The sequence below is a fragment of the Micromonospora sp. NPDC047753 genome (assembly GCF_040642735.1).
In the GTDB taxonomy this organism is placed as follows: domain Bacteria; phylum Actinomycetota; class Actinomycetes; order Mycobacteriales; family Micromonosporaceae; genus Micromonospora.
Genome location: NZ_JBEYSL010000009.1, coordinates 1 through 23,501 on the forward strand (window position 1 = coordinate 1; position 23,501 = coordinate 23,501).

Sequence of the window (23,501 nt, forward strand, 5' to 3'; positions counted from 1 at the left end):
AAGGGACTTCAGCGCGCGGACGGGTCGTTCCCCAGCCTCATCCCGGCGGGGGACGCCGACCGGGACGTCGACAGCACCGCGATGGCCGCGATGGCTCTCGCGCCGCTGACCGATGACCCGGCGGCGGTCAACGCCGTCGACAAGGCGTTGACCTGGGTCGCGTCGGCGCAGAAGGAGCACGGCGGTTTCCCCGGCGCGGCCGGCGACTCCACCAACTCCACGGCGCTCGCGATCCAGGGCCTCACCCTGCGCGGCGACACCTACGCCCGACAGGTCGACAAGGCACTGTCGTTCCTGGCCGGTCAGCAGAACGACGACGGCGGGTTCACCGTCGCCGCCGGCGGTCAGGCCGGCTCGGACCTGCGCGCGTCCACCCAGGTCGTCGGCGGCGCGACCGGCATCTCGTTCGCCGCCCTGACCCGGGACGTGCACGAACTGCCGGGCCCGGACCCGTCCAGCACCCCGACGACCAACCCGACCGCGACACCGACCGCGAGCCAGTCGTCGTCCCCGTCGGCAGCCCCGAGTGTGTCTCCGCCGTCGGCCGGCGCCGGCGGGCACTCGTCGGGCAACCTGCCCCGCACCGGCTGGTCGATCATCACGATCACCCTGCTGGCGTTGGTGCTCGTCGTCGCGGGCGTCCTGCTGCGGGTCTCCGCACGCCGTCGCGCGGTCTCCAGCACGGGCGGTCTGTCGTGACGGCCCGCAGGTGGCGCCGCTCGATAGTGGCGCTGATGATCGTCGGCGCGCTGGTGGTGACGCCCGCACCGGCGCTGGCCGACCCGCTGCCGATCGGGCAGTGCACCACCTCGTCCGGGGTGATTCTCGCGGTGGACTTCAGCCGCTGGGGTGGGCCGCTCCTGCGGTCCTGCGGCACCACCCCGACCACCGGCTACCAACTGCTCAACCAGGGCGGCTGGCGCACCACCGGGACACAACACGACGGGCCGGCGTTCATCTGCCGGATCGGCTACGCGGGCCACCAGGGCGGCACCCAGTACCCCACCCCGGCGGACGAGAGGTGTGCTCTCACCCCGCCGGCCAGCGCGTACTGGTCGTACTGGCACGCCGACCCGGGGCATAACAGCTGGGTCTACAGCCAACTCGGCGCGATGAGCTACAAACCCAAGCCTGGCAGCGTCGACCTGTGGATCTTCGGGGCGACCGACATCGGGGGCACCGAGGGACGGCCCCGGCTCAGTCCGGACAGCGTCCGCGCCCGCAACAGCAAGCCGACCGGCACGGCCACCACCGCTCCGCCCCCCGTCGCACCCACCCCGGCTCAGCCGGGCGGCGGGAATCCACCAGGCGTCGGCAACCCGGGCGCTGGCAATCCGCCGCCGGGCAACCCCGGCGTCGGCAACCCTCCGCCCGGCCTCCCGCCGGCGGGAGCGCCGACGCCGATCCCGATGAGTGGTACGCCTACGCCCCCGGCCGGCGAAGCTATCTCACCGGCCGCGGTAGGACCGTCCCTGCCACCGAACGCCACCGTCGAAGGACCACGCATCCTCGACGCGGAACCCACCGTGACGGCAGCCCGCCAGGACACCGGTTCGGCGCTGCCGGCACTGATCACGGTTGGGCTGCTGGCGCTGCTCGCCCTCGCCGGCGGTGTCGTCGGCTGGCGACGCCGCCGCACCTGACCCGATGCGCCCGATCCGTACCGGCCTTGTCCACCGCCTCGCGGTGGCCCGGTTGCCGCGCTCCCTGCATCCGGTGGCTTGGTGGCTGTGGGCGCTCGCGCTGGCCACCGCCGCGAGCCGTACCAGCAACCCCCTTCTCCTGCTGCTCATCTTCGCGGTGCTCGGTTTCGTCGTCAGCGCCCGCCGCACGGACGCGCCGTGGGCACGGGCGTTCCGCTACTACCTCTACCTCGCGCTGATCATCATCGCGATCCGGGTGGTGTTCCGGACGGTCTTCGCCTCGGGCATCACCCCCGACGACCACATCCTGTTCCGGCTCCCGCAGCTGCCCACGCCCGAGTGGTACGCGGGAATCCAGATTGGTGGTCCAGTGTCCCTGGAGGCGACCCTGTCCGCCTGCGTTGACGGGCTCCGGCTGGCCTGCCTGCTGTGCTGCATCGGTGCCGCCAACAGCCTCGCCAACCCCAAACGCGCCCTGCGGGTCCTCCCCGGCGCGCTGTACGAACTCGGTGTCGCCGTCACCGTCTCGTTCAGCGTCGCACCGCAACTCGTGGAGAGCGTCCAACGGGTCGCCCGGGCCCGCCGGTTACGTGCCGGACGGGCCAGGGGCCTCGGTGCCGTACGGGCCATCGTGATGCCGGTCCTGCACGACGCGCTGGACCGGTCGCTGCGGCTGGCCGCCGCCATGGACTCGCGCGGCTACGGCCGGGTCGGCACCGCCACACCGGGCTCGCGGCGGCTCACCGGCGTCCTCATGCTCACCGGCATGGCCGGCCTGTGCGTCGGCGTGTACGGCCTGCTCGACCCGCGCGTGCCCCGCCCGGTCGGGCTCGGCGGCCTCGGCGGTGGTGTGCTGCTCTGCGTCGCCGGGATGGCGCTCGGTGGGCGTCGGGTCTCCCGCAGCCGTTACCGGCCGGACCCGTGGCAGTGGCCGGAGTGGACGGTCGCCGGCTGCGGCGTCGTCACGGCCATCGTGCTCGGTGCCGGCACCGGCTACGACCCCGCCGCGCTCAACCCGAGCCTCTACCCGCTGCACTGGCCCAGCCTGCCCGCACTACCGGCCGCCGCGATCCTTGTCGCCGCCCTCGCGGCGATCGCCGCACCGACACCGCCGCGCCCGCACCGACCGCAGCCCGCCGCCGTACGGGGCCGCGCCGCCGACACCGCAGGAGCACCGTCATGATCCGCTTCGAGCGCGTCAGCATCACGTACGACGGTGCGCCCCGCCCCACCCTGCGCGACGTCGACCTCGACATCGACGAGGGAGAGCTGTGCCTGGTCGTCGGGCACACCGGCGCCGGGAAGTCGACACTGCTCGCCGCGATCAACGGGCTCGTACCGCACTTCAGCGGCGGCACCCTCCAGGGCAGCGTGCGCGTCGCCGGCCGGGACACCGCCGACCACCCGCCCCGCGAGTTCGCCGACCTGGTCGGCGTCGTCGGGCAGGACCCGGTCGCCGGGTTCGTCACCGACACCGTCGAGGAGGAGTTGGCGTACGGGATGGAGCAGTTGGCGCTCGACCCGGCGGTCATGCGGACCCGAGTGGAGGAGACCCTCGACCTGCTCGGCCTCGTCGACCTACGCCGCCGTGGCCTGCACGAACTCTCCGGCGGTCAGCAGCAACGCGTGGCGATCGGCGCGGCGCTGACCGCCCACCCACGGGTGCTCGTCCTCGACGAGCCCACCTCCGCGCTCGACCCGACCGGGGCCGACGACGTTCTCGCCACCGTCACCCGGCTGGTTCACGACCTAGGTGTCACAGTCGTGCTGGCCGAGCACCGACTGGAACGTGTCCTGCCGTACGCCGACCGGCTCATCCACGTCGCCCGCGACGGCACCGTCCGCCACGGTGACCCGGCCACGCTCGTCGCCGGCACCACCGTCGCGCCGCCAGTGGTCGCACTCGGGCGCCTGGCCGGCTGGTCACCGCTACCCCTGTCGGTACGCGACGCCCGCCGGCACGCCACCACACTGCGCGACCGGCTCCCCACCACGCCCCCGCAGCCACACCGCCACTCACACGCCGAAGCCCAGAACGCACTCACCGCCGCCGGTGTGATCGTCCGGCACGGATCGGTCGTCGCCGTCCGTGGAGTCGACCTGACTCTGGTATGCGGTGAGATCACCGCGCTGATGGGGCGCAACGGCTCCGGCAAGTCGTCCCTGCTCTGGGCATTGCAAGGCTCGGGTCTCCGGGACGGCGGCAGCATCGCCGTTCCCGACCCGGCGCACGGCGACGACCTTGACCCGGGTCGGGTGGGTGCCAGCCAGGCCCGCCGACTCGTCGGTCTCGTCCCGCAGACCGCCACCGACCTGCTGTACCTCGACACCGTCGACGCCGAACTCGACCAGGCCGACCGCGACGGCGCCGAGCCGGGCACCGCGCGACGGCTCCTCGACGGCATCGCCGCCGGCATCGACGGCGACAGCCATCCCCGGGACCTGTCCGCCGGGCAGCAGCTCGCCGTGGTCCTGGCCATCCAACTCGCCGTCACCCCCGGTGTTGTGCTCCTCGACGAGCCCACCCGTGGGCTGGACTACCAGGCCAAGGCCGCACTGACCCGTACTCTCGACAGCCTCGCCGCGCAGGGCCGTTCCGTCGTGGTGGCCACCCACGACGTTGAGTTCGCCACCGCCGCCGCCGACCGGGTGGTGGTGATGGCCGACGGTGAGATCGTCGCCGCCGGCCCCGTTGCGGCCGTCCTCACCGCGTCGCCGACGTTCGCCCCGCAGGTCGCGAAGATCCTCGCGCCGCTGCCGTACCTGACGGTCGGGCAGGTAGCCGCCGCCCTCGACAATCCGGAGGTACGCGCGTGACCACGCTGACCGTCGCCGTCCGCGTGCCCGGCCGTGCCGTGCTCGCGATCACCATGGCGTCGTTCCTCGGCTTCGTCGCGTTTCTCTGGCCGTTCGTTGTCGCGCCGGGCACCTTCGGCTCCACCCAGACTCCTCCGCTGATGTTCGGGGTGCTGCTGCTCCTGGTCCTCGCCGTCATCTTCGCCGAGATCGCCGACGGCAGGATCGACGCCAAGGCGCTCGCCATGCTGGGCGTGCTGTCAGCGATCAACGCGGCCCTGCGACCACTCGGCGCCGGCACCGCGGGCATCGAGACGGTCTTCTTCATCCTCGTGCTCGCCGGCCGGGTCTTCGGACCCGGCTTCGGCTTCGCGCTGGGCTGCACCTCGCTGTTCGCCTCCGCCCTGCTCACCGGGGGAGTGGGACCGTGGATGCCGTACCAGATGTTCGGCTGCGCCTGGGTCGGCATGTTCGCCGGTCTCCTGCCCCGGATCCGCGGACGGGCCGAGATCGTCCTGCTCGCCGCCTACGCCGCGGTCAGCGGATACTTCTTCGGGTTCATGCTCAACCTGTCCTTCTGGCCGTTCTCGCTCGACCCGACCAGCTCGATCGCCTACCAACCCGGCCTGCCGGCCCTGGAGCAACTCCACAGGTACCTGACCTTCTTCACCGTCACCTCGCTGGGCTGGGACACCGGGCGGGCGGTCACCACCGCCATCCTCGTCACCCTCGCCGGGCCGGCAGTGCTCGGCGCGTTCCGGCGCGCGGCCCGACGTGCACGTTTCCGGGCTGCCCCGACGTTCACGGCCGCTGCTGTGCCGTCCCCGGCCAGCCCCAGAGCCTCCTCCGCTGATGGTCGGCCTCTGGCGCCTGATCCGGACAGCGACACGACAGCGGGCATCGGTGGTCGGCCGCCGACCGCCCGACGGGGCTGTCTCGCTAAAGGTGTTTCCGGCGATCTTGGTTCGTAGGTTTCAGCGGCTGGGAAGCGGTCGCTGAAGGTGATGGCGAAGGCGTTCAACGCGGGTTTCCAGCGCGTCGTCCATCGGGTTCGGCCTGCTCCGGTGGGGTCCAGGGACCGGGTCACCAGTTACTGACAATTCAACGCGGCCAGTTCGTTGGGGACGTGGCCGCGGGCCTTGACCGCTCGCCGGTAGCGGGCGATCAACGATTCGATTGCGTTCGCAGAGCAGATGCAGCCCATCCGGACCGGTCAGCGACAGCCCTTGTTCCTTGGCTGCCCGGACCAGCTCGATGGCGGCTTTCGCCTCCGCCGAGGGCTCCGCCCGCTTCTTCCGTCCGGTCTGATCGGTTCTGTGTCGCGGGTCATCACGGCACGCGGTGGCCGTCTCCATACCCATGCCACGCCCAACGCCAAAGCCAAGTGAGTTTGGAGTATTAGATAGACCCGCACACCCGATCTGGGCTTGGCCATTGACACCTATCGCGCCGACCCGTGCGCCTGAGCCCTCGTTGTCCCGCCGAACGGCGTTTGCCGATCCGGCAAGTTTTCTCGCCGGCGCCATGGAACAACGGGCACCATGCCGGTGGAGCCCGATCGATCGCGAGGACGTGAGCGCATGAAGTACATGGACCCCCCGGACGCGGCGACACCGGCCGAGTTCTGGGAGAGCCTGCACCAGCAGGTCGCCGCCTCCTCGTGGGAGGTACGCGTCAACCCGATCCTTGCCGCAATGGTCGGCGACCTTCCGCCGGGCGCTGCCCTCGACCTGGGATGCGGTCAGGGCGGCGACAGCCTGTGGCTCGCCCAACGCGGCTGGCAGGTCACTGCGGTCGACATCGCCGATGCCGCCCTGCAACGGGTAAACGAGCGCGCCGCCCAGGAGCGGCTGAGTGACAGGATCCGTACCGAACGGCACGACCTGTCGGATTCCCTGCCCTCGGGCACCTGGGACCTGGTGAGCGCTCATTACCTGCACAGCCTCTTCGAGTTCCCCAAGGCCCGCATCCTTCGTGAACTCGGCGAACAGGTGAACCACGGCGGCGTGCTGCTGATCGTCGACCATGGTTCGGTGGCCCCATGGTCCTGGAACCAGGGGGCCACGATTCCCACCCCGGACGAGACCCTGGCCGGTCTGGCCCTCGATCCCGCGTCCTGGCAGGTGGGCTGCTGCGAAGCCCGCGATCGGACGGCCACCGGCCCGGGCGGCCAGACGGCCAAGGTGACCGACAATGTGATCGCCTTGCGCAGGACGGCCTGACAGAATCTTCGCGCCGAAGGCGACCTTGGACCGGCTGGTACCGCCACGTCACCCTGGCCATGCTCGCCCTCGCCGTCCTGACCATCCTCACCGCCACCGCCCAGCAACCCCACGCTGACACGGAGATCATCGCGTTGACCGTCGCCGAGATCCGCCGACTCGTCAACGCCTTCGTCCTCGCCGCTGCCCTCCCACCAGGGCACATCCTGCACCGGTCGATCTGGCGACGAACATCCCAAGCCCAAGCCCGCCGATCCCACTACCAGTGCGGACCTGGAGCGCGTCGTGCACCAGCCGGCGGTTGTTCCCGGCTGGGACAGCCGTCAAGGCTCGCGTCATCTCCCGCTCGGGCAGGATCAGCAGCCCTTCGCGGGAGGCGTCCAGGGCCCCGGCAAAGTCGTGAACACATCGAGCCGGATGACGGGATCAGGCGTGTCCGGGTCTTCCAGAATGTCGCACACTGGGTTCCGCTCGACTGCGGCCGTTACCTCAGCGAGAAACTCGACCAACTTCGTCGTCTTCTTGATCGCATCCTGACTGAGAGTCACGCTCGCATGCACCCCCTGTTAGTTGACAGGCAACGTCACAGACTGCGCTGCCTACGATCAAGATCACAAGGGTGATGCCGTGCGTGCAGCATGAGTGAAACCCCTGAGCAGGGGTGCGGCCCAAAATCGGGCACCCGTCGCCACCTCACCTCTGCGGTGTTCGCGGGCGGCGCCGCGATAGTCTGCAACGGATGAAGCCGTCGGCTCGAAGGTGAGGCTTGCCCGATGGGTACCAGCTACGAACCGATGAGTCTGGCCAGGTTGGCCACCCATCTGGTGTCCGCGGACACCGACCAGACTCGCTGGAAGCTCGTATGGGAGTTTCTGGAGGAGTACCGCTGGGAACTCGCCGAAACCAGGGTCGACCTGTTACGAGATGAGCCCGGGCTAACCGGAGACCCACGGTGGGACGCGCTGCTTGCCGCGCTCGCGGAGCACCTGCTGGCTCAGGCAGATCTTGCCCCGCCCGCATGGGTCGACGCACGTGTGCTGCGCCGGGCATGGTTCCCGGCCGAACTGGCCATCCACCGGGCCGACGCCCTGGCATGGGCCCCGGCTGCATTCCGGAAGCACGGTGTTTACCTCTCCGTTCACGACCTGGCCGCGGCGTGAGCGGATCAGACAGCGTCCTCATGGGGCGCGCGGAACTCGAACGCGCGTTCGCTCACCTGGGCGACCGGCTTGTCCGGCGCGGAGTCGTCGCTGACATCTTCATTGTGGGTGGTGCCGCGATGGCGCTCGCCTCGACGCGAAACGGGTTACCAGGGACGTCGACGCGATGTTCGTCCCGCACGGAGTCGTCCTCGATGAGGCGCGTGCAGTGGCCGACGAACTGGGCCTACCGCCGTGGTGGCTCAACGAGCAGGCCAGCGTGTATGTATCCGGCAAGGACGACCCGGGCAAGCGGCGAGTCTTCGACCACCCTGGCCTGCGCGTGATGGCCGCCTCGCCGGAGCACATCTTCGCGATGAAAGCGCTCGCGGCGCGAACCCGCGACGTGGACGACCTTCGCGCCTTGGCGGCGCTGGCCAAGATAGCGACGGTGGACGACGCTATACGTCTGTGCGCCGACTTTTACCCCGACGAAGCGATCTCGCCACGAGCAATGGGAGTTATCCGCGAACTTTTCGGATGATTCGGCTCCCCATGCGGCGCGGCGGTCAATGTGATCACTTCCGATGGCTCAGGCCTCTAAACAGGATCCTCACGTGTCCGCCGAAGCGCGTGAAACGTGACCGTAAAGCGCGGCGCTTGCTCAGAATCCTATCTGCGGTTGTTCGCCTCGGACATGGAACAGTTGGTGCCGTCGGGGGAGAGGTACTTCGGGAATCTGCCGTTCCTGTTCAGCGTCAGCGACGTGCGACGGCAGGAGGGGCAGATCTGACGGCCGTGGCCGTCTACCGCAGCTCCGACACCGCAGCGGTCCGGCGACTCATCCGGATCCAGACCCTCGCCCTGGCGGTGCGAGCGCAGATCCGCGCGTTGCGGGAACACCTCGGTGCATCGCGGTGGTCGGCGCTGAATGCTCTGGCGCTGCGCGCGGTTGTGGTGAATTTCAAAGTTCGACGAAGGCGGTGAACCTGGTGCGCTCGCTACCGAAGAACGCGAGCGGCACGGGTTGCCGTCAACGCCGGTCGACTGAAACTCACCAGGACCCCTGCGGTGGGGCTCAAGCTTGATGCCTGCACGTTCATTTCGGTCAGTCGATAACCGAACCAGCTGGCTGGCAAGCTTGGACCCTACGCGTCCCGACTTCGATTCATGCTCACGCCCGGTAATGAGCGCGCGAGGTTGAGCCAACCCTGAACGTGCCGTAATCTATGAGCATGTGCACCCGAAATGGAGCACCGATGATACGTACAAGAGTTCGAATCCCCCCTCGGACACATTATTTCCACACGAACTGTGATGGTTGTTCGTGTTTTGCGTGATCCCCGTCCCGTTGGGCGGGGATTTTTGCTGTCGTGGCGAGGAAGCTCCCCGCCGCGGTGAGCGGGTAGATCGCGGTTTCGGCTTCGATGGTCCACGCTTGGTGGTCACACACAATGATCATGTTGTGGTGCGTAAGTAGGCGGCAAGCTTTTCTGGGTCGGGGCTGCGCAGTGCGGGATGGCGACGGTGTAGCCCGCGGTCGTGTCGGATGCGGTCGAGCAGGTGGTCTTCCCGGATGTAGAGGATCTTCGGTTGGGCGAAGGTCTTGGTGCGGGTGCTCGTGTGTCCGTGTCGGCATTGGTAGCCGGGTCGGCCGTGGACCCAGCGCCAGGAAGCTCATGGACCGGTCAGCCACTGTCGAAATCGGTCGCGATATCGCTCAATGCGATCCGGTTTGGCTCGCCGGTCTTGGTGATGAGGCTGGAGACGTGCCGCTCCACCGTGCGCGGTGACAGGTGTAGTCGCCCGGCTATTTCGCGATTGCTCAGTCGGCCGGTGAGCAGCTGCAGCACCTCCCACTCCCGTACCGTCACGCCCGCTGCCCGCAGCTCGGGTGGGATCTCTGCGGCACCGCGCCGACGTTGGGTGACCCGCGCGCCAGCTTGGCGCAGCAGCGTGCGACACGCCCCGGCGACCGGCGTGACCTTCGCCTGGTGGAAGTAGTTTTCGGCGGCACGCAGCCACTCCACGGGGGTGCCCCAGCCATCGGCGAGCGCCGACTCGGCGACCAGCCGCAGGGCGAGGTGTCGCCCCATCGCGTACAGCGCGCCGACCTCCATGGCCTCGGCCAGGGTGGCGGTCGCGGCGTCGTGCTGACCCGCGCGGCCAAGCAGGACCGCCCGGGCGAAGAGAGCGAACTGCCGGTCCCACCGGAGCTGGCTCGCCGGTGTGCCGACGATCGCCTCGTACGCCGAAAAGCTGACCTCGCCGGCCATCGCCCGCAACAGCAACTGGAGGCCGAGCCGTCCACCCAGGTGGAACACGGTCGGGTTCGTCTCCTCCGCCCGTACCGCCAGGGACAGCTCGTCCAGCGCCCGCGGGCGATTCTCCTCCAGCAGCGCGCAGAACGTGCCGGCCAGCCCGTGGACCCGCTGTGTGTGCAGGCTCTCGTCACCGCCCCAGCGCCGGAACTCGGCGAGCGCGTCCTGCATCTCCACCCGCCGGCCCTGGTGGGCGGCGAGCACCGCGCTGAGCAGCAGCACGTACTGGGTGGTCTCCATCAGCTTCAGGCGGGTCGTCGCGGTGAGGACCTGGTCGATCAGGTTCTGTGCGGCCGGGTACTCGCCGCGCATGATCAGGTGCAGCGCGATGCTCGCCTCGGCCTGCTGGCGGGCAGTCACCGCCCCGGCTCGCAGCGCTCGTTCCCGGGCTTGTTCCAGCCGGTCCAGTGTGCCGTGCAGCAACGCGTCGTCGTTGCCGAGCCGAATCAGCGCGTGGACCTCCCAGATCGGCAGGCCGTGCTCGGCGGCGATGGACCGGGCCTGCTCCAAGCAGCGGGTAGCCTCGGCCGGGTCGCGATGCCGGACGAGCGCACCGAGCAACTGCCAGGCCTGACAGGCCACCACCGGCAGCGGCACGGCGGCGCCGACCGTGGCGGCCCGGCGGGCCAGGGTCTCGGCGACCTCCATCTGGTCCCGCCCCGGCGTGTCCAGGGCCAGGTGTGCGGCGACGACGTCGATCGGAGCTGCGTCCTCCGCCGCGGGGTCCGGGCCGAGCAGCTCACGGGCAATCTCCACCTGGGCCAGCGCGTCGGTCAGCTCCCCGGCCAACACCGCGGTCCAGGCCAGCCGGGTGTGCAGCCTGGCCTGCCGTCGAGCGGGGAGACCGGCCACCTGGTCCGGACTGTTGACCAGCTCCAGTGCCCGCCGTACCAGGCCAGCCTCGCCGAGGGCCTGCAGGAGCGTCTCCAGGGTGTCGGCGCGGGCCTCGGCCGGCCCGTCGGCCTGGAGCTCCCAAGCCCTGTCGAGGAGGGCGACGGCCGAGGTGGCGGCACCCTGCGCGAGGGCCCTCCGGCCAGCTTCGGCAAAGAGCCGACCGGCCAACAGGGCGTCGCCGGTCTCGACGCGCAGGGTGGCGGAGATCTGGCACCACTCACCGGGCAACTCCGGGTGGACCTTCGCGACGGCCTCGGCGACGGTGTGGGCCAACTCCCGCCGGGTGGCCGGCTCGACCAGGGCGAGCAGCGACTCGCGGGTGACGCGGTGCCGGAAGGTGTACCAGTCGGTCAACTGGTCGTCCGGTGCCACCAGCTGGGCGACGATGTCGCCGTGCAGATTGTTGAACAGGTCGCGGTCGCTGAGCCCTGTCGCCGACTGCACCACGGCCACCGAGAAGCGTTGCCCGATCAGGGCGCCGCAGGACAGCAGCTCCCGGGCCTGCGGGCTCAGCTTCTCGATCCGGTGCGCCATGCTTCTGGCGAAGGCGGTGGGCAGCGTGGTGGGCGCCTCTGGAGTGACGAGCCACCCCTGTGGACCGTGCCGGAGCAATCCGTTCTCCACCATCGCCGCGAGGATCTCCTCGATGAGGAACGGGTTGCCGCCGCTGCCGCCCCAGAGCAGCTCGGCCGCGGCCGTGGGCAGCTCATCCGCCGCCACGCCGAGGCATGCCCCAGCCATGGCGCGCAGGTCCTCGGGCCCGAGACCGCCCAACTCGATCACGGTGCACCGGCCGCGGCGGGCTGCTGCCCGAGCGACCTCCAGCGCGGGGGAGTCGTCCGCCCGGAGGACGCCGACCAGCAGGGTGGGCTGCTGGTCGAGGTTGTCGATCAGGTATTCGACCACCATGAGCGTCTCGGCGTCGGCGTCCTGGAGATCGTCCAGGACCATCAGGCACCCGCGGTCCTGGCCGGCGAGACCGGTCAGCCGGAGCACCGCCTCGGCCAGGATCACCACCGATCCGGTCTCCTGGTCGGCGAGAGGGGTGCCCCAGTCGGGCACCAACCGGCCGAGGATCGGCCCGTACGGGCCGAGCGCCGCGACGTCTACGGTGGACGATCTGAGCAGGGAGAGCACCGCCTCGGTGAGCGGGCGCAGCGGCACTCCGGTGCCGAGTGCGCTGGCCCGCCCCCGCAGCAGACTCATTTCGGCGGTGTAGGCGGACTCGGCGGCCGCCGCGGCGAGCCGCGACTTGCCGACGCCGGCCTCTCCGACGATGAAGACCGCGCCCCCGCGCCCGACGCGGGCAGCCTCGATCATGCCGATCAGCACACCGAATTCCGCATCTCGGCCGACCAGGACGCGTGATCGTTGCACGGCGGCAACGATAGCGAGGCACTTCATCGATGACCAGGGTCAGACAGCAGGCGCACCGAGCCTGGCGGGATTATCGTCCGACCGGACTGATCGCCGCGCTGACCGGGTGGTTTCCGCCCAGGGTCACAGAGCGAAGGTGGGGCAGCAGGTGGTGAGCGGAGCGGCGGCGTCGACGGTTCCGGCGTCGCCAGCGACCAGGTGTCCCACCAGGAGGCCCACCGGGATGGCCAGACCGGCCAGGGCCGCCGTACGCAGGCCGAAGGCCACCATCGGGCTGACCTTTGGCTCCCCGGCGGGGTTCGGGTCCTCCAAGTGGGCGGTCTCGACGGGGGCGGTAGCGACGTGGGTGACGTCGGCGGTGAGCTGTTGAGACATCATTGTTCTTCTCTCCTCGTGGTGAACGGGTTGGTGAGCGACAGCCAGTCGGGTCCGGTTGGCTGTGGGGTGGGTTCCAGGAGCAACGCGGACGGAATCCGTGCGGCCAGGGCGGAGCGCAGCAGTCCGTAGCCGATGCCGGCGAGGCCGGTCAGCAGTCCCGGTGTGAGCACTCCGTCGGGTGTGCCGCAGTGGCGCGTCTGCCATTGCAGGGAGTTGAGGAGCAGGGTGGTCCGCTGCCGTAGCGCGGCGGCGGCCGCAGGGCCAGCCGGCCCCGCGGCCAGCACGGTCAGCGCCTCACCGATACCGGACTCGCCGTGGCAGATACTCAGGTCGCGGGACAGTGGCCGATCGGCCAGGCGCCGGACGAGGTGAGCCAGCGCGTCCGGGTCTGTGGTGGGCGAGGTGCCCGCGTCGTGTCGACCGGCGAGGGCGAGTGCCAGGCCGGCGGTGCCGGCACACCACCCGGACGAGCTGGTCGGGGTCTGCCGGGCGTGCCGCAGGGCTCTGTCTGCCGCGTCCGCATGCTGCGGTGAGCCGCCGCCGACGTCGACGAACCGTTGCAGGGCGTACGCGATGCCGGCCGTGCCATCGGCGAAGCCAGCCGGACTGGCGGGGTGATCGGACGCGGTCGTACCGGCCAGCTGGTCGGCGCAGGTCCGGGCCAGCGCCGCCGCCCGATCGAGACCCAGCTCGGCGTGAATCGATGTCATCGCGGCCAGGCAGCCGGCCCTGCCGGTGGCCCAGTCGTCGGTGGCGGGGCCGGAAACCGCGACCTCGGCGAGTTCGACAGCCGTGTCGACCCACCGACCGATCTCCGGGTCGTCGAGCAGCACGGCCAGCCGAGCCAGCCCGTAGGCCAGTCCGCCGAGGCCGTGCAGCCCGCCACAGCCGATCGCCGTGACCAGCTCCGGGCGATCCGCGAGTAGGCGCAGTAGCCCCGGGGTCGCGGCGACCGCCCGGCGGGCCACGTCGCCGTAGCGGGCCACGCCGCTGATGTGAGCGAGCTGGCCGAGGAAGAGCGCCACGCCGAGGTACCCGTTGGCCAGGCCGGCGCCCATCGGGAGCAGCAGCCACTGCCGGTTGTCGACCAGCTCCAGGCCGAGCCAGTTCACGCGGTCCCGGCCCGGTGCGCCCCGGGCCACGATCTGGTCGGCGATCGCGCAGGCTGCCGAGACCAGCCGTTCGGGTGGGGCGGCGGTTCCGTGCGACGCACCCTCCATTGGCGCCGTGTCGCCATGGGCGCCGACCGGCCGGCGGGTGGCCAGGCTGGCCATGATGACCCACTCCTGGTCCTGCCGGTCGGCCTCGCCGAGCCCGGCGATCCGGTCCAGTGCCGCGTCGACGCCGCTGCGGTACAGCGGCACCGCGGTCGGCTCCCCGTCGGCTGCCAGCTGGGGGCTGTCGGCCCGGGCGTGGAAGTACGGCACGTCGCCGCGCCACAGGGCCGCGATCTCGTGGCGGGCGAACATTGGGTCGCCGGGCAGTGTGGTCCGGCCGCAGAGCCGCCCGAGGAACCGGTCCCGGTCCAGACCGTCGCGCAGCAGGCTCGGATGGGTGGCCTCGTCGAGCAGCGTCCGGTAGGCCCAGGTGGGCCGCACGACGAGTCGCACCGTCATGGCCGACGACGCCTTGACCAGCTGGGCGAAGTCCCCGCGATGGGCCTCGATTGCTTCGTAGCCGAGCCGGAAACCCGCCAGCATCGCCGCCTCGTGGTCCTCCGGATCGATCACCCGGTCGCCGAGCCGGGGCCGGTTCGAGGCACCGTCGAAGGTGGACGCGCGACGTACCAGGCGCATCTGGTCTGTGCCCGGGTCCGCCCAGTCGATCCGACTGACCGGGCTCTGCCGGCCCTCGTCGCCGCCGGCGCCGGACAGGTCCATGATGCCCTGCTCACCGACGACGATCAGCGGCAGCAACGCGGTTCGGTGCACCGAGGCGGCGAGCAGGTCGGCGGCTGGATCGCCGCTCTCAGATGCCGGTCGCCAACTGGGGCTGAACAACGTCTCGGCGTCGATGGCCACGGGGTCCTCGCCGCTGGCGATCACGTTCTCGTAGTGCAGATCGGTGGTGTTGAGGGCGTGGGCGAGCGCCAGCAGCGCACCCTGTCGTCGATAGAAGCGGTCCGCGCCGTCCAGGTCGGCCAGCGGTGCCGCGGTGACGAACTCGGTCCAGCCGTACTCCGGACGGACCAGGCAGGCGGCCGCCCGCATGCCGACGGTGGGCACCATCCGATTCATCCAGCCGACGAAGGCCGCCAGCCGGTCGTCGTGGGTGAGATCCCGGGGCTTGTAGACCAACCGCCGGCCGTCCGCGAACTGGACCACGGTGGTGGTCCGGCCGGCCCGGTGCGGGTCACCCCGCCTGTCGTCGACGGCCACCAGTGGGCCGGGGTCCACGCCGCCCAGGAGGTTGTCGACCAGGCAGTCCCGGTCGGCGGTGTACCGGGCGAGCAGCTCCAGCATCGCGTCGGTGGTGTGCGCGGTGGCCTGCCCGAGCAGCCTGGCCAGGACCGGAAGATCGGTGAACAGCGCAGCCAGCCCTGCCGGGGTGGCAAGCTGGCGGACGAAGCCGATGAATCGGGCGCGGCTGTCGGCACCCTGGAGGAGGCCGGCGATCCTGCGGCGGTGCAGCTCCTCGACGAAGGTACGGGCGGCCAGCGCGGCCAGACGCCGTTCCAGGGTGGCCCCCAACGCGGCGTCCAGCGCGCCCAGGTCGACCTGGGCGTCGGTCACCGGGCCGGAGCCCCGGCGGAAGCGAGCCCTCGCCTGGTCGACCAACGGGCGCAACGGCAGGGCGAACGCCGCCCTCCAGTCCGCTGGGACCGGCACCGACGGAGGCGGTGCGGCGGCGTGCACCGCGGACTCGATCAGGACTGCCCAGGGCGGTGGGTCGACTCGCGCGGCGAGGTGCTCGTCGTCCTCGGCGAGGAAGGTGAGCAACCGGTCCTCGTCGACGCCCAGCTCGCCCAGCCGGACGTCCAGCTCCAGCCCACGGTCGGCCCGCCACAGATCCAGCCGCGACCGTGCGTGCCCGAACCGCTCGCTGTCCACCGGGTCGGTGCCGCCGCCGGCGGTCACCCGCTCGTGCAGCGCCAGGCCCCGCGCCCACCAGCCGCGGCGGAGTCGGGGCGACTCGGCCGGAGCGAGGCTGGGTGGGCCGTCGACGTCCGTGGTGTTCATCGAGTTGAGGGTGCCAAGCGACGACGGGTAACTCATGCGTGGGATCCACCCAAATTCTTGTCGATCTGGCTGGTCGCCGTAGTTTGCGCACTGTCCGGTGCGGTCCGGACGACAGTCGGTGATGACCGCCCGGAGGGTGGGGACCGGAGGCCGGTGTCGGTGGTGTGGCGACAACACGCGGGTGCGGACGACGGAACTTGGGTGGCGGGCACAGATGTGTCGATGCGCGGCGGTGGTCGACTCTCCGACTGTTCGTTGGGCTGACCCGATCGGAGCGACTGTGGAGTTTCGCGTACTGGGGCCGGTGAGCGCCTGGCGCGACGGCGGCGAGGTCCCGCTGGACGGCGCCAAGCAGCGCACCGTCCTGGCCGTCCTGTTGCTCGCCCGAGGGCGAACAGTCTCCGACACGCGTCTCTGCCAGCTGCTGTGGGACGAGAAGCCGCCGGCGACATTCGCCGCCCAGCTTTACAACTACGTCTCCCGGCTGCGGAAGTATCTCGGCGACGAGGTGGAGATCGTCCGGCAGTGGTCCGGGTACCTGCTGCGGTTGCGCGACAGCCGACTCGACATCGAGGAGTTCGAACGGCTGGCCGGACTGGGTCGGGACGCACTGCGCTCCGGCCGGCACGAGGAGGCCGCGCGGGACCTGCACGAGGCGCTCGCGCTGTGGAACGGAGCGACGCTCAGCAACGTCACCGACCACCTCATCGAGGCGGAGTCGCCCCGGATGGCCGAGGTGCGGATGGCGGCCCTGGAGGATCGCATCACGGCCGACCTGATGCTGGGCCGACAGGCCGACCTGGTGGTGGAGCTGAGCGATCTGGTCGCCGCGCAGCCGCTGCACGAGTTGCTGCGCAGTCATCTGATCACGGCGCTGCTGCGATGTGACCGCCAGGCCGACGCGCTGGCCGTCTACCACCAGGGCCGGCGGGTCCTCGCCGACGAGTTGGGTGCCGATCCGGGCCTGGCCCTCGCCGAGGCGTACCAGACGGTGCTGGCCGGCCCCGGGACGCCCGACGCCGCTGTCGCACCGCGGCCCGGACCGGGCTGGCGCGACGTCCGACCGGCGATGCTGCCGCCCGGGGCGCAGGACTTCTGCGGCCGGAAGCAGGAGCTGCGGGCGCTGGCCGGGCTGCTCGCCGAGACGTCGCCGTCCGCTCCGCAACGCACGCTGCTGACCGGGATGGCCGGCGTCGGCAAGTCGGCGCTGGCGCTGCGGGCCGCGCACCTGTGCAGCAGCGACTTCCCGGACGGGCAGCTCTACGCCGACCTCGGCGGCACCCGGGGCAACGCCATCGACCCGGGCGACGTGCTGGGCTGGTTCCTCCGGAGCCTCGGCAATGCCGAGGAGGCCATCCCGAGGCGCCTCGACGAACGCGAGTGCCTCTACCGCAGCCAGTTGGCCGGCCGGCGGGTCCTGGTGGTACTCGACAACTCTGCCAGCTATCCGCAGGTCCGCCCGCTGTTGCCCGGTGACCCGTCCTGTCGGGTGATCCTGACCTGTCGTGGCCGCCTCTCCGAGTTGCCCGGTGTCACCCGCGTCGAGGTGGGCATCCTCGACCCGGCGCAGGCGCTGGAGCTGTTCGCCACGATCGTCGGCTCGCCGCGGGTGGCGGCCGAGCCCGGTGCCGCACAGCGGATCGTGCAGCTGTGTGGGCGGCTTTCGATCGGCATCCGGGTGGCTGCGGCGCGACTCATCGCTCGGCCGCACTGGTCGCTGCGCTACCTCGCGCAGCGGCTGGCCGACGAACGGTTCCGTCTCAACGAACTACGGCTGGGGACGCTGGACGTGCGGGCCCGCATCGAGGGCAGCTACCAGGAGCTGGAGGTCGAGAGCCAGGTCGCGCTGCGCCGGCTGGCACTGCTGAACACTGGGGACTTCCCGATCGGCGCCGCCGCCCGGGTGCTCGGCGTGACGCCCCGGGTGGGGGAGGAGGTGGCCGAGAGCCTGGTCGACGCACGGCTGCTGGAGATCGCGGGCTCGGACGGTGGGCGGCGGCAGCGACACCGCTTCCACGACCTGGTGCGGGTCTTCGCGCGGGAGAAGGCCGACCCGGTGGACCACCGCGTGGTGACCGCCCGATCGGCGTTGCCGGCATAGCCGCGCCTGCGGACCCCCGGCATTTCCGCCGTGCTCCCGCGCCTATGGAGAAGATATAGCCGGTGCCAGCACGGTCAGGGCGTGACCATCCTGATCCCGCCCGAGTGCGCGACCAACGCGCGGATCGACCTCGACCACGCCAGCGGGGACGAGATCATCGGTCGAGTTCGACCCGACCGGGACGACCCGGTCTTCGTCGGGCACTATCCCGGCTTCCCCCTGCTGCCAGGTGTCTACATCGTCGAGTACGTGCACCGCGCCGTCCTCGCGGCGATGCCGTCGGAGATCCTCGCCGAGCTGGTGTCCTGCCGGTTCCTCCGAACGATCGATCTCGACGACGAGCTGGTCATCACCGTCCGGCGCGAGGGCGGGCTACGCCGGGGCACGGTCGCCGTGTCCGGTGTACCGGCCGCCGAGGTGGTGTTGCGTTATCAGGAAGGAAAACCTTGATGCTCGACCGCGACGACATTCGACGGCTCATCCCGCACCGACCGCCGATGCTCCTGGTCGACGGAGTCAGCGAACTGGTACCCCGGAGTCGGCTGGTGGGCAGTTACACGGTGACCGGGACCCGGCCGCTGCCTGCTGTGCTGCTGTTGGAGTCGTGGGGCCAGGCGGCATTGGTGCTGATCAGGCACGACCGGCCGATGGCCACCGTACTGACCGACGGAGTGCCGATCGCGGGTGCATTCGAGGGGATCCGCTTCGGCCGGCCGGTGCTGCCCGGTGAGACGGTCGAGCACCGGGTCGAGCTGATCCGGCTGATCGCCGACACGGGTTTCGTGCGGGGCGAGAGCGTGGTCGGTACCGAGGTGGTCATGCAGGTCGGTCGTCTGGTCGGCGCGGTACGCCCGGCCGCTGCGCTTCGCCCCGCCGTCCCGGCCGGGGTCTCCGACGTCAAGGAGTCGACATGAGTGACATTCGACGACCGGTCGCCCTCGTCAGTGGCGGATCCCGAGGGATCGGTCGGGCCGTGGTCCGGCAGCTCGCCGCAGACGGGTACGACGTGGCTTTCTGTTATCAGAGCAACCGGGTGGCCGCCGAGAAGGTGGCCGCAGAGGCGCTGGAGACCGGTGTCCGGGTGCTGGCCCGGCAGGTGGACGTCGCCGATGCCGCGCAGGTGCGCGACTTCGTCACGGGGGCGGAGCAGGACCTGGGCGAGATCGCGGCACTGGTGACCGTCGCCGGGATCATCCGTGACCGGCCGTTGGCGATGATGGCCGACGAGGACTGGCAGTCGGTGATCGACGTCAACCTCGGGGGTGTCCACAACGTGTGCCGGGCGGCGATCCGCCGGATGATGCGGCGTCGTGGTGGCGCCATCGTCACGGTGTCCTCGGTGGCCGGCATCACCGGCAGCCCGGGCCAGACCAACTACTCGGCCTCGAAGGCCGGCATCATCGGCTTCACGAAGGCGCTGTCGAAGGAGGTCGGCTCGTACGGGATCCGGGTCAACGCCGTGGCCCCGGGCTTCATCGAGACCGACATGCTGAACGACCTGCCGGCCGGCCTGGCCGTGGGCGTCCAGCAGCGGACCGCCCTCGGCCGGCTGGGCCAGGCGGAGGAAGTCGCCCCGGTGGTGACGTTCCTGCTGTCGGAGCGGGCCTCCTACCTGACCGGGCAGGTCGTCACAGTTGACGGTGGTCTGACGTTCTGACCCGCTGCGCCGCGAGCCGGGTCCGCATGGCCTCCAGGCGGACCTGGCTCGCCTGCGTCCGGGCCCGACGCGCCGTGATCCGGGGATAGGCCGTGCCGAGCAACCGGGTGAGCAGGTCGACCCGTCGCGCGTCCGCCCCGACGATGATCTTCACCCGGTTGCGCCGGACCCCGCGCAGGATGAGCCGTGCGGCCTGCTCGGCCGAGGTCGTCGCCTCGCGGGCGAAGCGCTCCCGGATCCCGCCGTAGCCGAGCCCCTTCGCGGCCCGGGCGTTGCTGAAGATGTCGGTCCGCACCTTGCCCGGGTAGACGCAGCTGACCTTCACCGGCACGTCGCCGACCCGCATCTCCTGCAACACCGCCTCGGTGAAACCCCGGACGGCGAACTTGGCCGCGTTGTACGCGCTCTGCGCAGGTGCCGCGGTCAACCCGTACATGCTGGAGATGTTCACCAGGTGGCCCTGCGAGGCGACGAGTAGCGGCAGAAACGCCCGGGTGCCGTGCACCACGCCCCAGAAGTCGACGTCCAGCACCCACCGCATGTCGTCCCACTCGGCCTCGGTGATCGAGGCCAGCAGAGTCACCCCGGCATTGTTGATCACCAGGTCGGCGCCGCCGAAGTCGGCGCGTACCTCCTTGGCGTGGGCCTGCACCGCCAGCCGGTCGGTGACGTCCAACCGGTAGGTGTGGACCTCGGCTCCCCGCTCGGCGCAGCTCGCCGCGGTCTGCGCCAGGCCCTCCTCCGCCGCGTCGGAGAGGGCCAACCGGGCGCCCTGGGCGGCCAGTTCGACCGCCAGTGCCCGGCCGATGCCCGAACCGGCTCCGGTGACGACCGCGACCTTTGTTCGGAACTCCTCCATGCGCGCCCCCTCGGAATGGCGTGCCCGCCCGCGGCGACACACGTCCGCGGAACGGTCCGCTGCCGGGCTATCTCTTTTCCATACCGGGCGCGATGTAGAGAAGTTATGAGAGCCCCGCCGAACACTGCCTCCGGACGGTGCCACCAGGACGCCGACCAGGCGTGGTGCGGAGGAGGCGATGGCACAGATGACAGGTGCGGCAATCACCGGGCTGGGGGCGTACCGGCCGAGCAGGCTGATCACCAACGAGGACATCGCCGAGGAGGCCGGGGTGACTTCGGAGTGGATCGAGGAGCGGACCGGCATCCGGTCGCGCTACCGGTCCGGGCCGGAGGAATCCGTGACGATGATGGCCGCCGAGGCCGGCGGGAAGGCGTTGGCCATGGCGAACGTCGACCCGGCCGACGTGGACCTGGTCATCCTCGCCTCGGCGACGAAGAAGGACCGCATCCCGGGCGGGGCGCCCGAGGTGGCCAGCCGTATCGGCATCCCCGCCACCGGCGCGTTCGACCTGAACGCCGCCTGCGCCGGCTTCGCCTACTCGATCGGCATCGCGGCCAACGAGATCCGGATGGGCGGCGCCCGCAACGTGCTGGTCGTCGGAGCGGAACAACTGAGCAGGTTCATCGACCCGGAGGACCCGGCGACGTACGTCATCTTCGGTGACGGTGCGGGTGCCGCGGTGGTCTCCCCCGCGGAGGTCGACGGCATCAGCCCGACAGTGTGGGGCAGCGACGGCGCGCGGTCCGACATCCTCGGCACCAAGTGGGACGCCAACGGCCGCGAGTTCGCCAAGATGGACGGCCCCCTGGTCTACCGGTGGTCGACCAAGAACGTGCCGAGGGTGGCCCGCAAGGTGTGCGCCCTGGCCGGTGTCGAGCTCTCGGACATCGACTGGTTCGTGCCGCATCAGGCGAACCTGCGCATCGTCGACCAGTTGGCCGAGATCCTCCAGATCCCGGACGAGAAGGTCGCCAAGGACATCATCGACACCGGCAACACCTCAGCCGCGTCGGTGCCGCTGGCGCTCAGCCGTCTGTACGAGAGCGGTCAGACCACCCCCGGCGACCGCGTGATGCTGCTGGGCTTCGGGGCGGGACTGGCCTACGCCGGTCAGCTCATCCGGATGCCCTGACCACTCCGATCACGACCCCTTCCTCAGAAAGGACAAGCACCATGACGCTGACCGTGAACCAGGTGTCCCTCGACGTCGTATCGCTCACCCGCAAGCTGATGACCGAGAACGTCGACCGGGAGATCAACGTCGGCGACACCTTCGTCGAGCTCGGTCTGGACAGCCTCAAGCTCGTCGACCTGCTCGCCGCCGTGGAGACCCACTTCGACATCGAGGTGCCGGACGAGTTGGTCGGCAGCTTCGCCACGGTCCAGGATCTCAGCGACTTCGTGCTCTCCGCCAGGTCTCCGGTGTGACCGGGGACGTCCGGGAGTTGTCGGTCGGGCAGCGAGCGCTGTGGCTGGTCCACCGGTTGGCCCCGGACAGCCCGGCCAGCAACGTGGTCCACGGTCTGCACGTCGAACCGGCGCTCGACCTCGACCTGCTGCGCCGGGCGGTGGCGGCGGTGCGCTCACGGCACGACCTGCTCCGGTCCCGGTTCGTGCAGACAGATCAGGGCCCGGTGCGGGTCGTCGATCCCGACCTCGGGTTCGAGGTCGAGGTCCTCGATGTTCCCGACCTGGACGACGACGGGCTGTTGCGCCGCTGCCAGGAGCTCGGCGACCAGCCGTTACGGCTGGCGCAGGACGGTCCGATGCGGGTGGCGTTGCTGCGTCGGCGTACCGACTGCGTGCTGGTGGTGGTCATCCATCACATCGCCACCGACTTCCATTCGCAGCGGATCGTCTGGCAGGAGTTGGACAGCGCGTACGGGGCGTCGCAGACCGGGCGGTCGGTGGAGTGGCAACCGGTCTCCGGCAGCTACGACGACTTCCTGACCCGGGAGCGGGCGGCTCTCTCCGGCGAGAGCGGCGAGCGGCTGCGCGCCTACTGGGATCGGGTGTGCGACGGCGCCACGGCGGCGACCCTGCCGACCGACCGGCCCCGTCCGCCGGTGCGTTCGTTCCGCGGCGGCGCGTTCAGTCAGGAGTTCCCGGACGACCTCGCCCACCGGCTGCGGGAGACCGCGGCGGCGGCCGGGGTGACGCCGTACAGCGTCGTGCTCGCCGCGTTCCAGGCGACGATGTACCGCTACACCGGTCTGGGGGAGTTCACCGTCGGTTGTCCGGCCTCGCTGCGTCGGGGACGGGCGCTGCGCGGGGTGGTCGGCATGTTGATCAATACGATCGCGCTGCGAGGATCGTTCGACGCGGACACCACGTTCGCCATGGCGATCACCGCGGCGAGCCGGCAGCTGTCCGACGCTGCGGCCCATGCCACCTATCCGTTCCCGATGCTCTCATCGGGCCGCCGTAACCAGGAGCCGCCCGTACGGGTGACCGTCACCCTGCTGGCTCACCAGCACGGCGACGACTACACCACTCGACGGCACGCGTTCGCCGGGCACCAGATCCGGCTGCTGGACATCCCGTACGACGAGGGCCAGTTCGACCTGTCGACGACCCTCACCCAGTACCAGGACGGCCGGCTCCAGGCGGAGTTCGGTTACGACACCGACCTGTTCGACGAGGCGACCGTACGGCGGCTGGCCGGGCACTTCCTCCAGATGCTGCGGGTGGCCTGCACGGCGCCGGAGACGGTGGTGTCCCTGGCGCCGATGGTCGACCAGGCGGAACTGCGGGAACTGCTGGCGTTCGGCACCCGATAGACCGGTGCGGCGTGGCCCGCGGTCCCCGTGCCGCCGGGCCGGCGCGTCCGCCGCACGGGCCGGATCCGGCCGGCGCGACCCCCGTCGCCAGCCGGATCCAGGCCCGGCGCTGGCCGATCGAGGCACCGGTATAGGGGCGGTATAGCGCTGAT

At 70.7% G+C, this 23,501-nt stretch carries 20 protein-coding genes and 1 pseudogene; 16 read left to right on the forward strand and 5 right to left on the reverse strand.

Annotation, left to right across the window (positions count from 1 at the left end):
• The 5 genes from ABZ749_RS01725 to ABZ749_RS01745 all read left to right on the forward strand — a co-directional run.
• On the forward strand, window positions 1–699 hold a 699-nt coding region (locus ABZ749_RS01725; RefSeq protein WP_357221772.1), incomplete at its 5' end, for a prenyltransferase/squalene oxidase repeat-containing protein.
• The gene (locus ABZ749_RS01730) at window positions 696–1,643 is read left to right on the forward strand and encodes an LPXTG cell wall anchor domain-containing protein (RefSeq protein ID WP_357221774.1); all 948 of its coding nucleotides are present in this window, start codon (window positions 696–698) and stop codon (window positions 1,641–1,643) included. The genes ABZ749_RS01725 and ABZ749_RS01730, both read left to right, overlap by 4 nt.
• A 4-nt stretch (window positions 1,644–1,647) precedes the next feature.
• Window positions 1,648–2,826: a CbiQ family ECF transporter T component gene (locus tag ABZ749_RS01735; RefSeq protein WP_357221776.1), complete on the forward strand. Its 1,179-nt coding sequence runs from the start codon at window positions 1,648–1,650 to the stop codon at window positions 2,824–2,826.
• Window positions 2,823–4,460 (forward strand): ATP-binding cassette domain-containing protein, encoded by a 1,638-nt coding sequence (locus tag ABZ749_RS01740; RefSeq protein ID WP_357221778.1) that lies wholly within the window; start codon window positions 2,823–2,825, stop codon window positions 4,458–4,460. The genes ABZ749_RS01735 and ABZ749_RS01740 overlap by 4 nt, the downstream gene beginning before the upstream one ends.
• Window positions 4,457–5,410 carry an ECF transporter S component gene (locus ABZ749_RS01745; RefSeq protein WP_357221780.1) on the forward strand — a complete coding sequence of 318 codons (954 nt, stop codon included), beginning with the start codon at window positions 4,457–4,459 and terminating at the stop codon, window positions 5,408–5,410. Before ABZ749_RS01740 ends, ABZ749_RS01745 begins: the two co-directional genes overlap by 4 nt.
• Here ABZ749_RS01745 and ABZ749_RS01750 read toward each other — a convergent pair.
• A pseudogene (locus ABZ749_RS01750) lies at window positions 5,407–5,634 on the reverse strand (transposase); the annotation flags it as partial. The gene ABZ749_RS01745 and the pseudogene ABZ749_RS01750 overlap by 4 nt on opposite strands.
• 385 nt (window positions 5,635–6,019) lie before the next feature.
• Here ABZ749_RS01750 and ABZ749_RS01755 point away from each other — a divergent pair.
• The 4 genes from ABZ749_RS01755 to ABZ749_RS01770 all read left to right on the forward strand — a co-directional run bounded on the left by ABZ749_RS01755 (window position 6,020) and on the right by ABZ749_RS01770 (window position 8,787).
• Window positions 6,020–6,661 (forward strand): methyltransferase domain-containing protein, encoded by a 642-nt coding sequence (locus ABZ749_RS01755; protein ID WP_357221782.1) that lies wholly within the window; start codon window positions 6,020–6,022, stop codon window positions 6,659–6,661.
• Window positions 6,662–7,434: 773 nt separating this feature from the next.
• The gene (locus tag ABZ749_RS01760; protein WP_357221784.1) at window positions 7,435–7,821 is read left to right on the forward strand and encodes a hypothetical protein; all 387 of its coding nucleotides are present in this window, start codon (window positions 7,435–7,437) and stop codon (window positions 7,819–7,821) included.
• A gap of 208 nt (window positions 7,822–8,029) precedes the next feature.
• Window positions 8,030–8,344, forward strand: a complete 315-nt coding sequence (locus tag ABZ749_RS01765) for a hypothetical protein (RefSeq protein WP_357221786.1) — start codon at window positions 8,030–8,032, stop codon at window positions 8,342–8,344.
• Window positions 8,345–8,598: 254 nt separating this feature from the next.
• Entirely contained in the window at window positions 8,599–8,787 is a 189-nt protein-coding gene (locus ABZ749_RS01770) for a hypothetical protein (RefSeq protein WP_357221788.1), read from the forward strand.
• A 701-nt stretch (window positions 8,788–9,488) separates the two neighbouring features.
• Here ABZ749_RS01770 and ABZ749_RS01775 read toward each other — a convergent pair.
• The 3 genes from ABZ749_RS01775 to ABZ749_RS01785 form a co-directional block, all read right to left on the reverse strand.
• Window positions 9,489–12,392 carry an AAA family ATPase gene (locus ABZ749_RS01775; RefSeq protein ID WP_357221790.1) on the reverse strand — a complete coding sequence of 968 codons (2,904 nt, stop codon included), beginning with the start codon at window positions 12,390–12,392 and terminating at the stop codon, window positions 9,489–9,491.
• 123 nt (window positions 12,393–12,515) lie between these two features.
• Window positions 12,516–12,770 (reverse strand): hypothetical protein, encoded by a 255-nt coding sequence (locus tag ABZ749_RS01780; protein WP_357221792.1) that lies wholly within the window; start codon window positions 12,768–12,770, stop codon window positions 12,516–12,518.
• On the reverse strand, window positions 12,767–15,985 hold the full coding sequence (locus tag ABZ749_RS01785) for a type 2 lanthipeptide synthetase LanM family protein (protein ID WP_357221794.1): 3,219 nt from the start codon (window positions 15,983–15,985) through the stop codon (window positions 12,767–12,769). The genes ABZ749_RS01780 and ABZ749_RS01785 overlap by 4 nt, the downstream gene beginning before the upstream one ends.
• A 244-nt stretch (window positions 15,986–16,229) precedes the next feature.
• On the opposite strand from ABZ749_RS01785, the gene ABZ749_RS01790 reads away from it, so the two are divergent.
• The 4 genes from ABZ749_RS01790 (at window position 16,230) to fabG (ending at window position 19,707) form a co-directional block, all read left to right on the forward strand.
• Window positions 16,230–18,050, forward strand: coding sequence for a BTAD domain-containing putative transcriptional regulator (locus ABZ749_RS01790; protein WP_357221796.1), 1,821 nt, complete (start codon window positions 16,230–16,232; stop codon window positions 18,048–18,050).
• Between the two features lie 81 nt (window positions 18,051–18,131).
• Window positions 18,132–18,500: a hypothetical protein gene (locus tag ABZ749_RS01795; protein ID WP_357221798.1), complete on the forward strand. Its 369-nt coding sequence runs from the start codon at window positions 18,132–18,134 to the stop codon at window positions 18,498–18,500.
• A complete protein-coding gene (locus tag ABZ749_RS01800) occupies window positions 18,500–18,964 on the forward strand; it encodes a hypothetical protein (protein WP_357196495.1) in 465 nt (154 codons plus the stop codon). The genes ABZ749_RS01795 and ABZ749_RS01800 overlap by 1 nt, the downstream gene beginning before the upstream one ends.
• Window positions 18,961–19,707: a 3-oxoacyl-ACP reductase FabG gene (fabG, locus tag ABZ749_RS01805; RefSeq protein ID WP_357221800.1), complete on the forward strand. Its 747-nt coding sequence runs from the start codon at window positions 18,961–18,963 to the stop codon at window positions 19,705–19,707. Before ABZ749_RS01800 ends, fabG begins: the two co-directional genes overlap by 4 nt.
• Here fabG and ABZ749_RS01810 read toward each other — a convergent pair.
• Complete coding sequence (locus tag ABZ749_RS01810) at window positions 19,679–20,566, reverse strand: SDR family NAD(P)-dependent oxidoreductase (RefSeq protein ID WP_357221802.1); 888 nt, start codon at window positions 20,564–20,566, stop codon at window positions 19,679–19,681. The genes fabG and ABZ749_RS01810 overlap by 29 nt on opposite strands.
• A 178-nt stretch (window positions 20,567–20,744) precedes the next feature.
• On the opposite strand from ABZ749_RS01810, the gene ABZ749_RS01815 reads away from it, so the two are divergent.
• From ABZ749_RS01815 to ABZ749_RS01825, 3 genes are read left to right on the forward strand one after another with little or no spacing between them, the layout of a single operon-like run.
• Window positions 20,745–21,701: a beta-ketoacyl-ACP synthase III gene (locus tag ABZ749_RS01815; RefSeq protein ID WP_357221805.1), complete on the forward strand. Its 957-nt coding sequence runs from the start codon at window positions 20,745–20,747 to the stop codon at window positions 21,699–21,701.
• A gap of 41 nt (window positions 21,702–21,742) precedes the next feature.
• Entirely contained in the window at window positions 21,743–21,997 is a 255-nt protein-coding gene (locus tag ABZ749_RS01820) for a phosphopantetheine-binding protein (RefSeq protein ID WP_357221807.1), read from the forward strand.
• Window positions 21,994–23,349 (forward strand): condensation domain-containing protein, encoded by a 1,356-nt coding sequence (locus ABZ749_RS01825; RefSeq protein ID WP_357221809.1) that lies wholly within the window; start codon window positions 21,994–21,996, stop codon window positions 23,347–23,349. Before ABZ749_RS01820 ends, ABZ749_RS01825 begins: the two co-directional genes overlap by 4 nt.
• Window positions 23,350–23,501 lie beyond the last annotated feature (152 nt).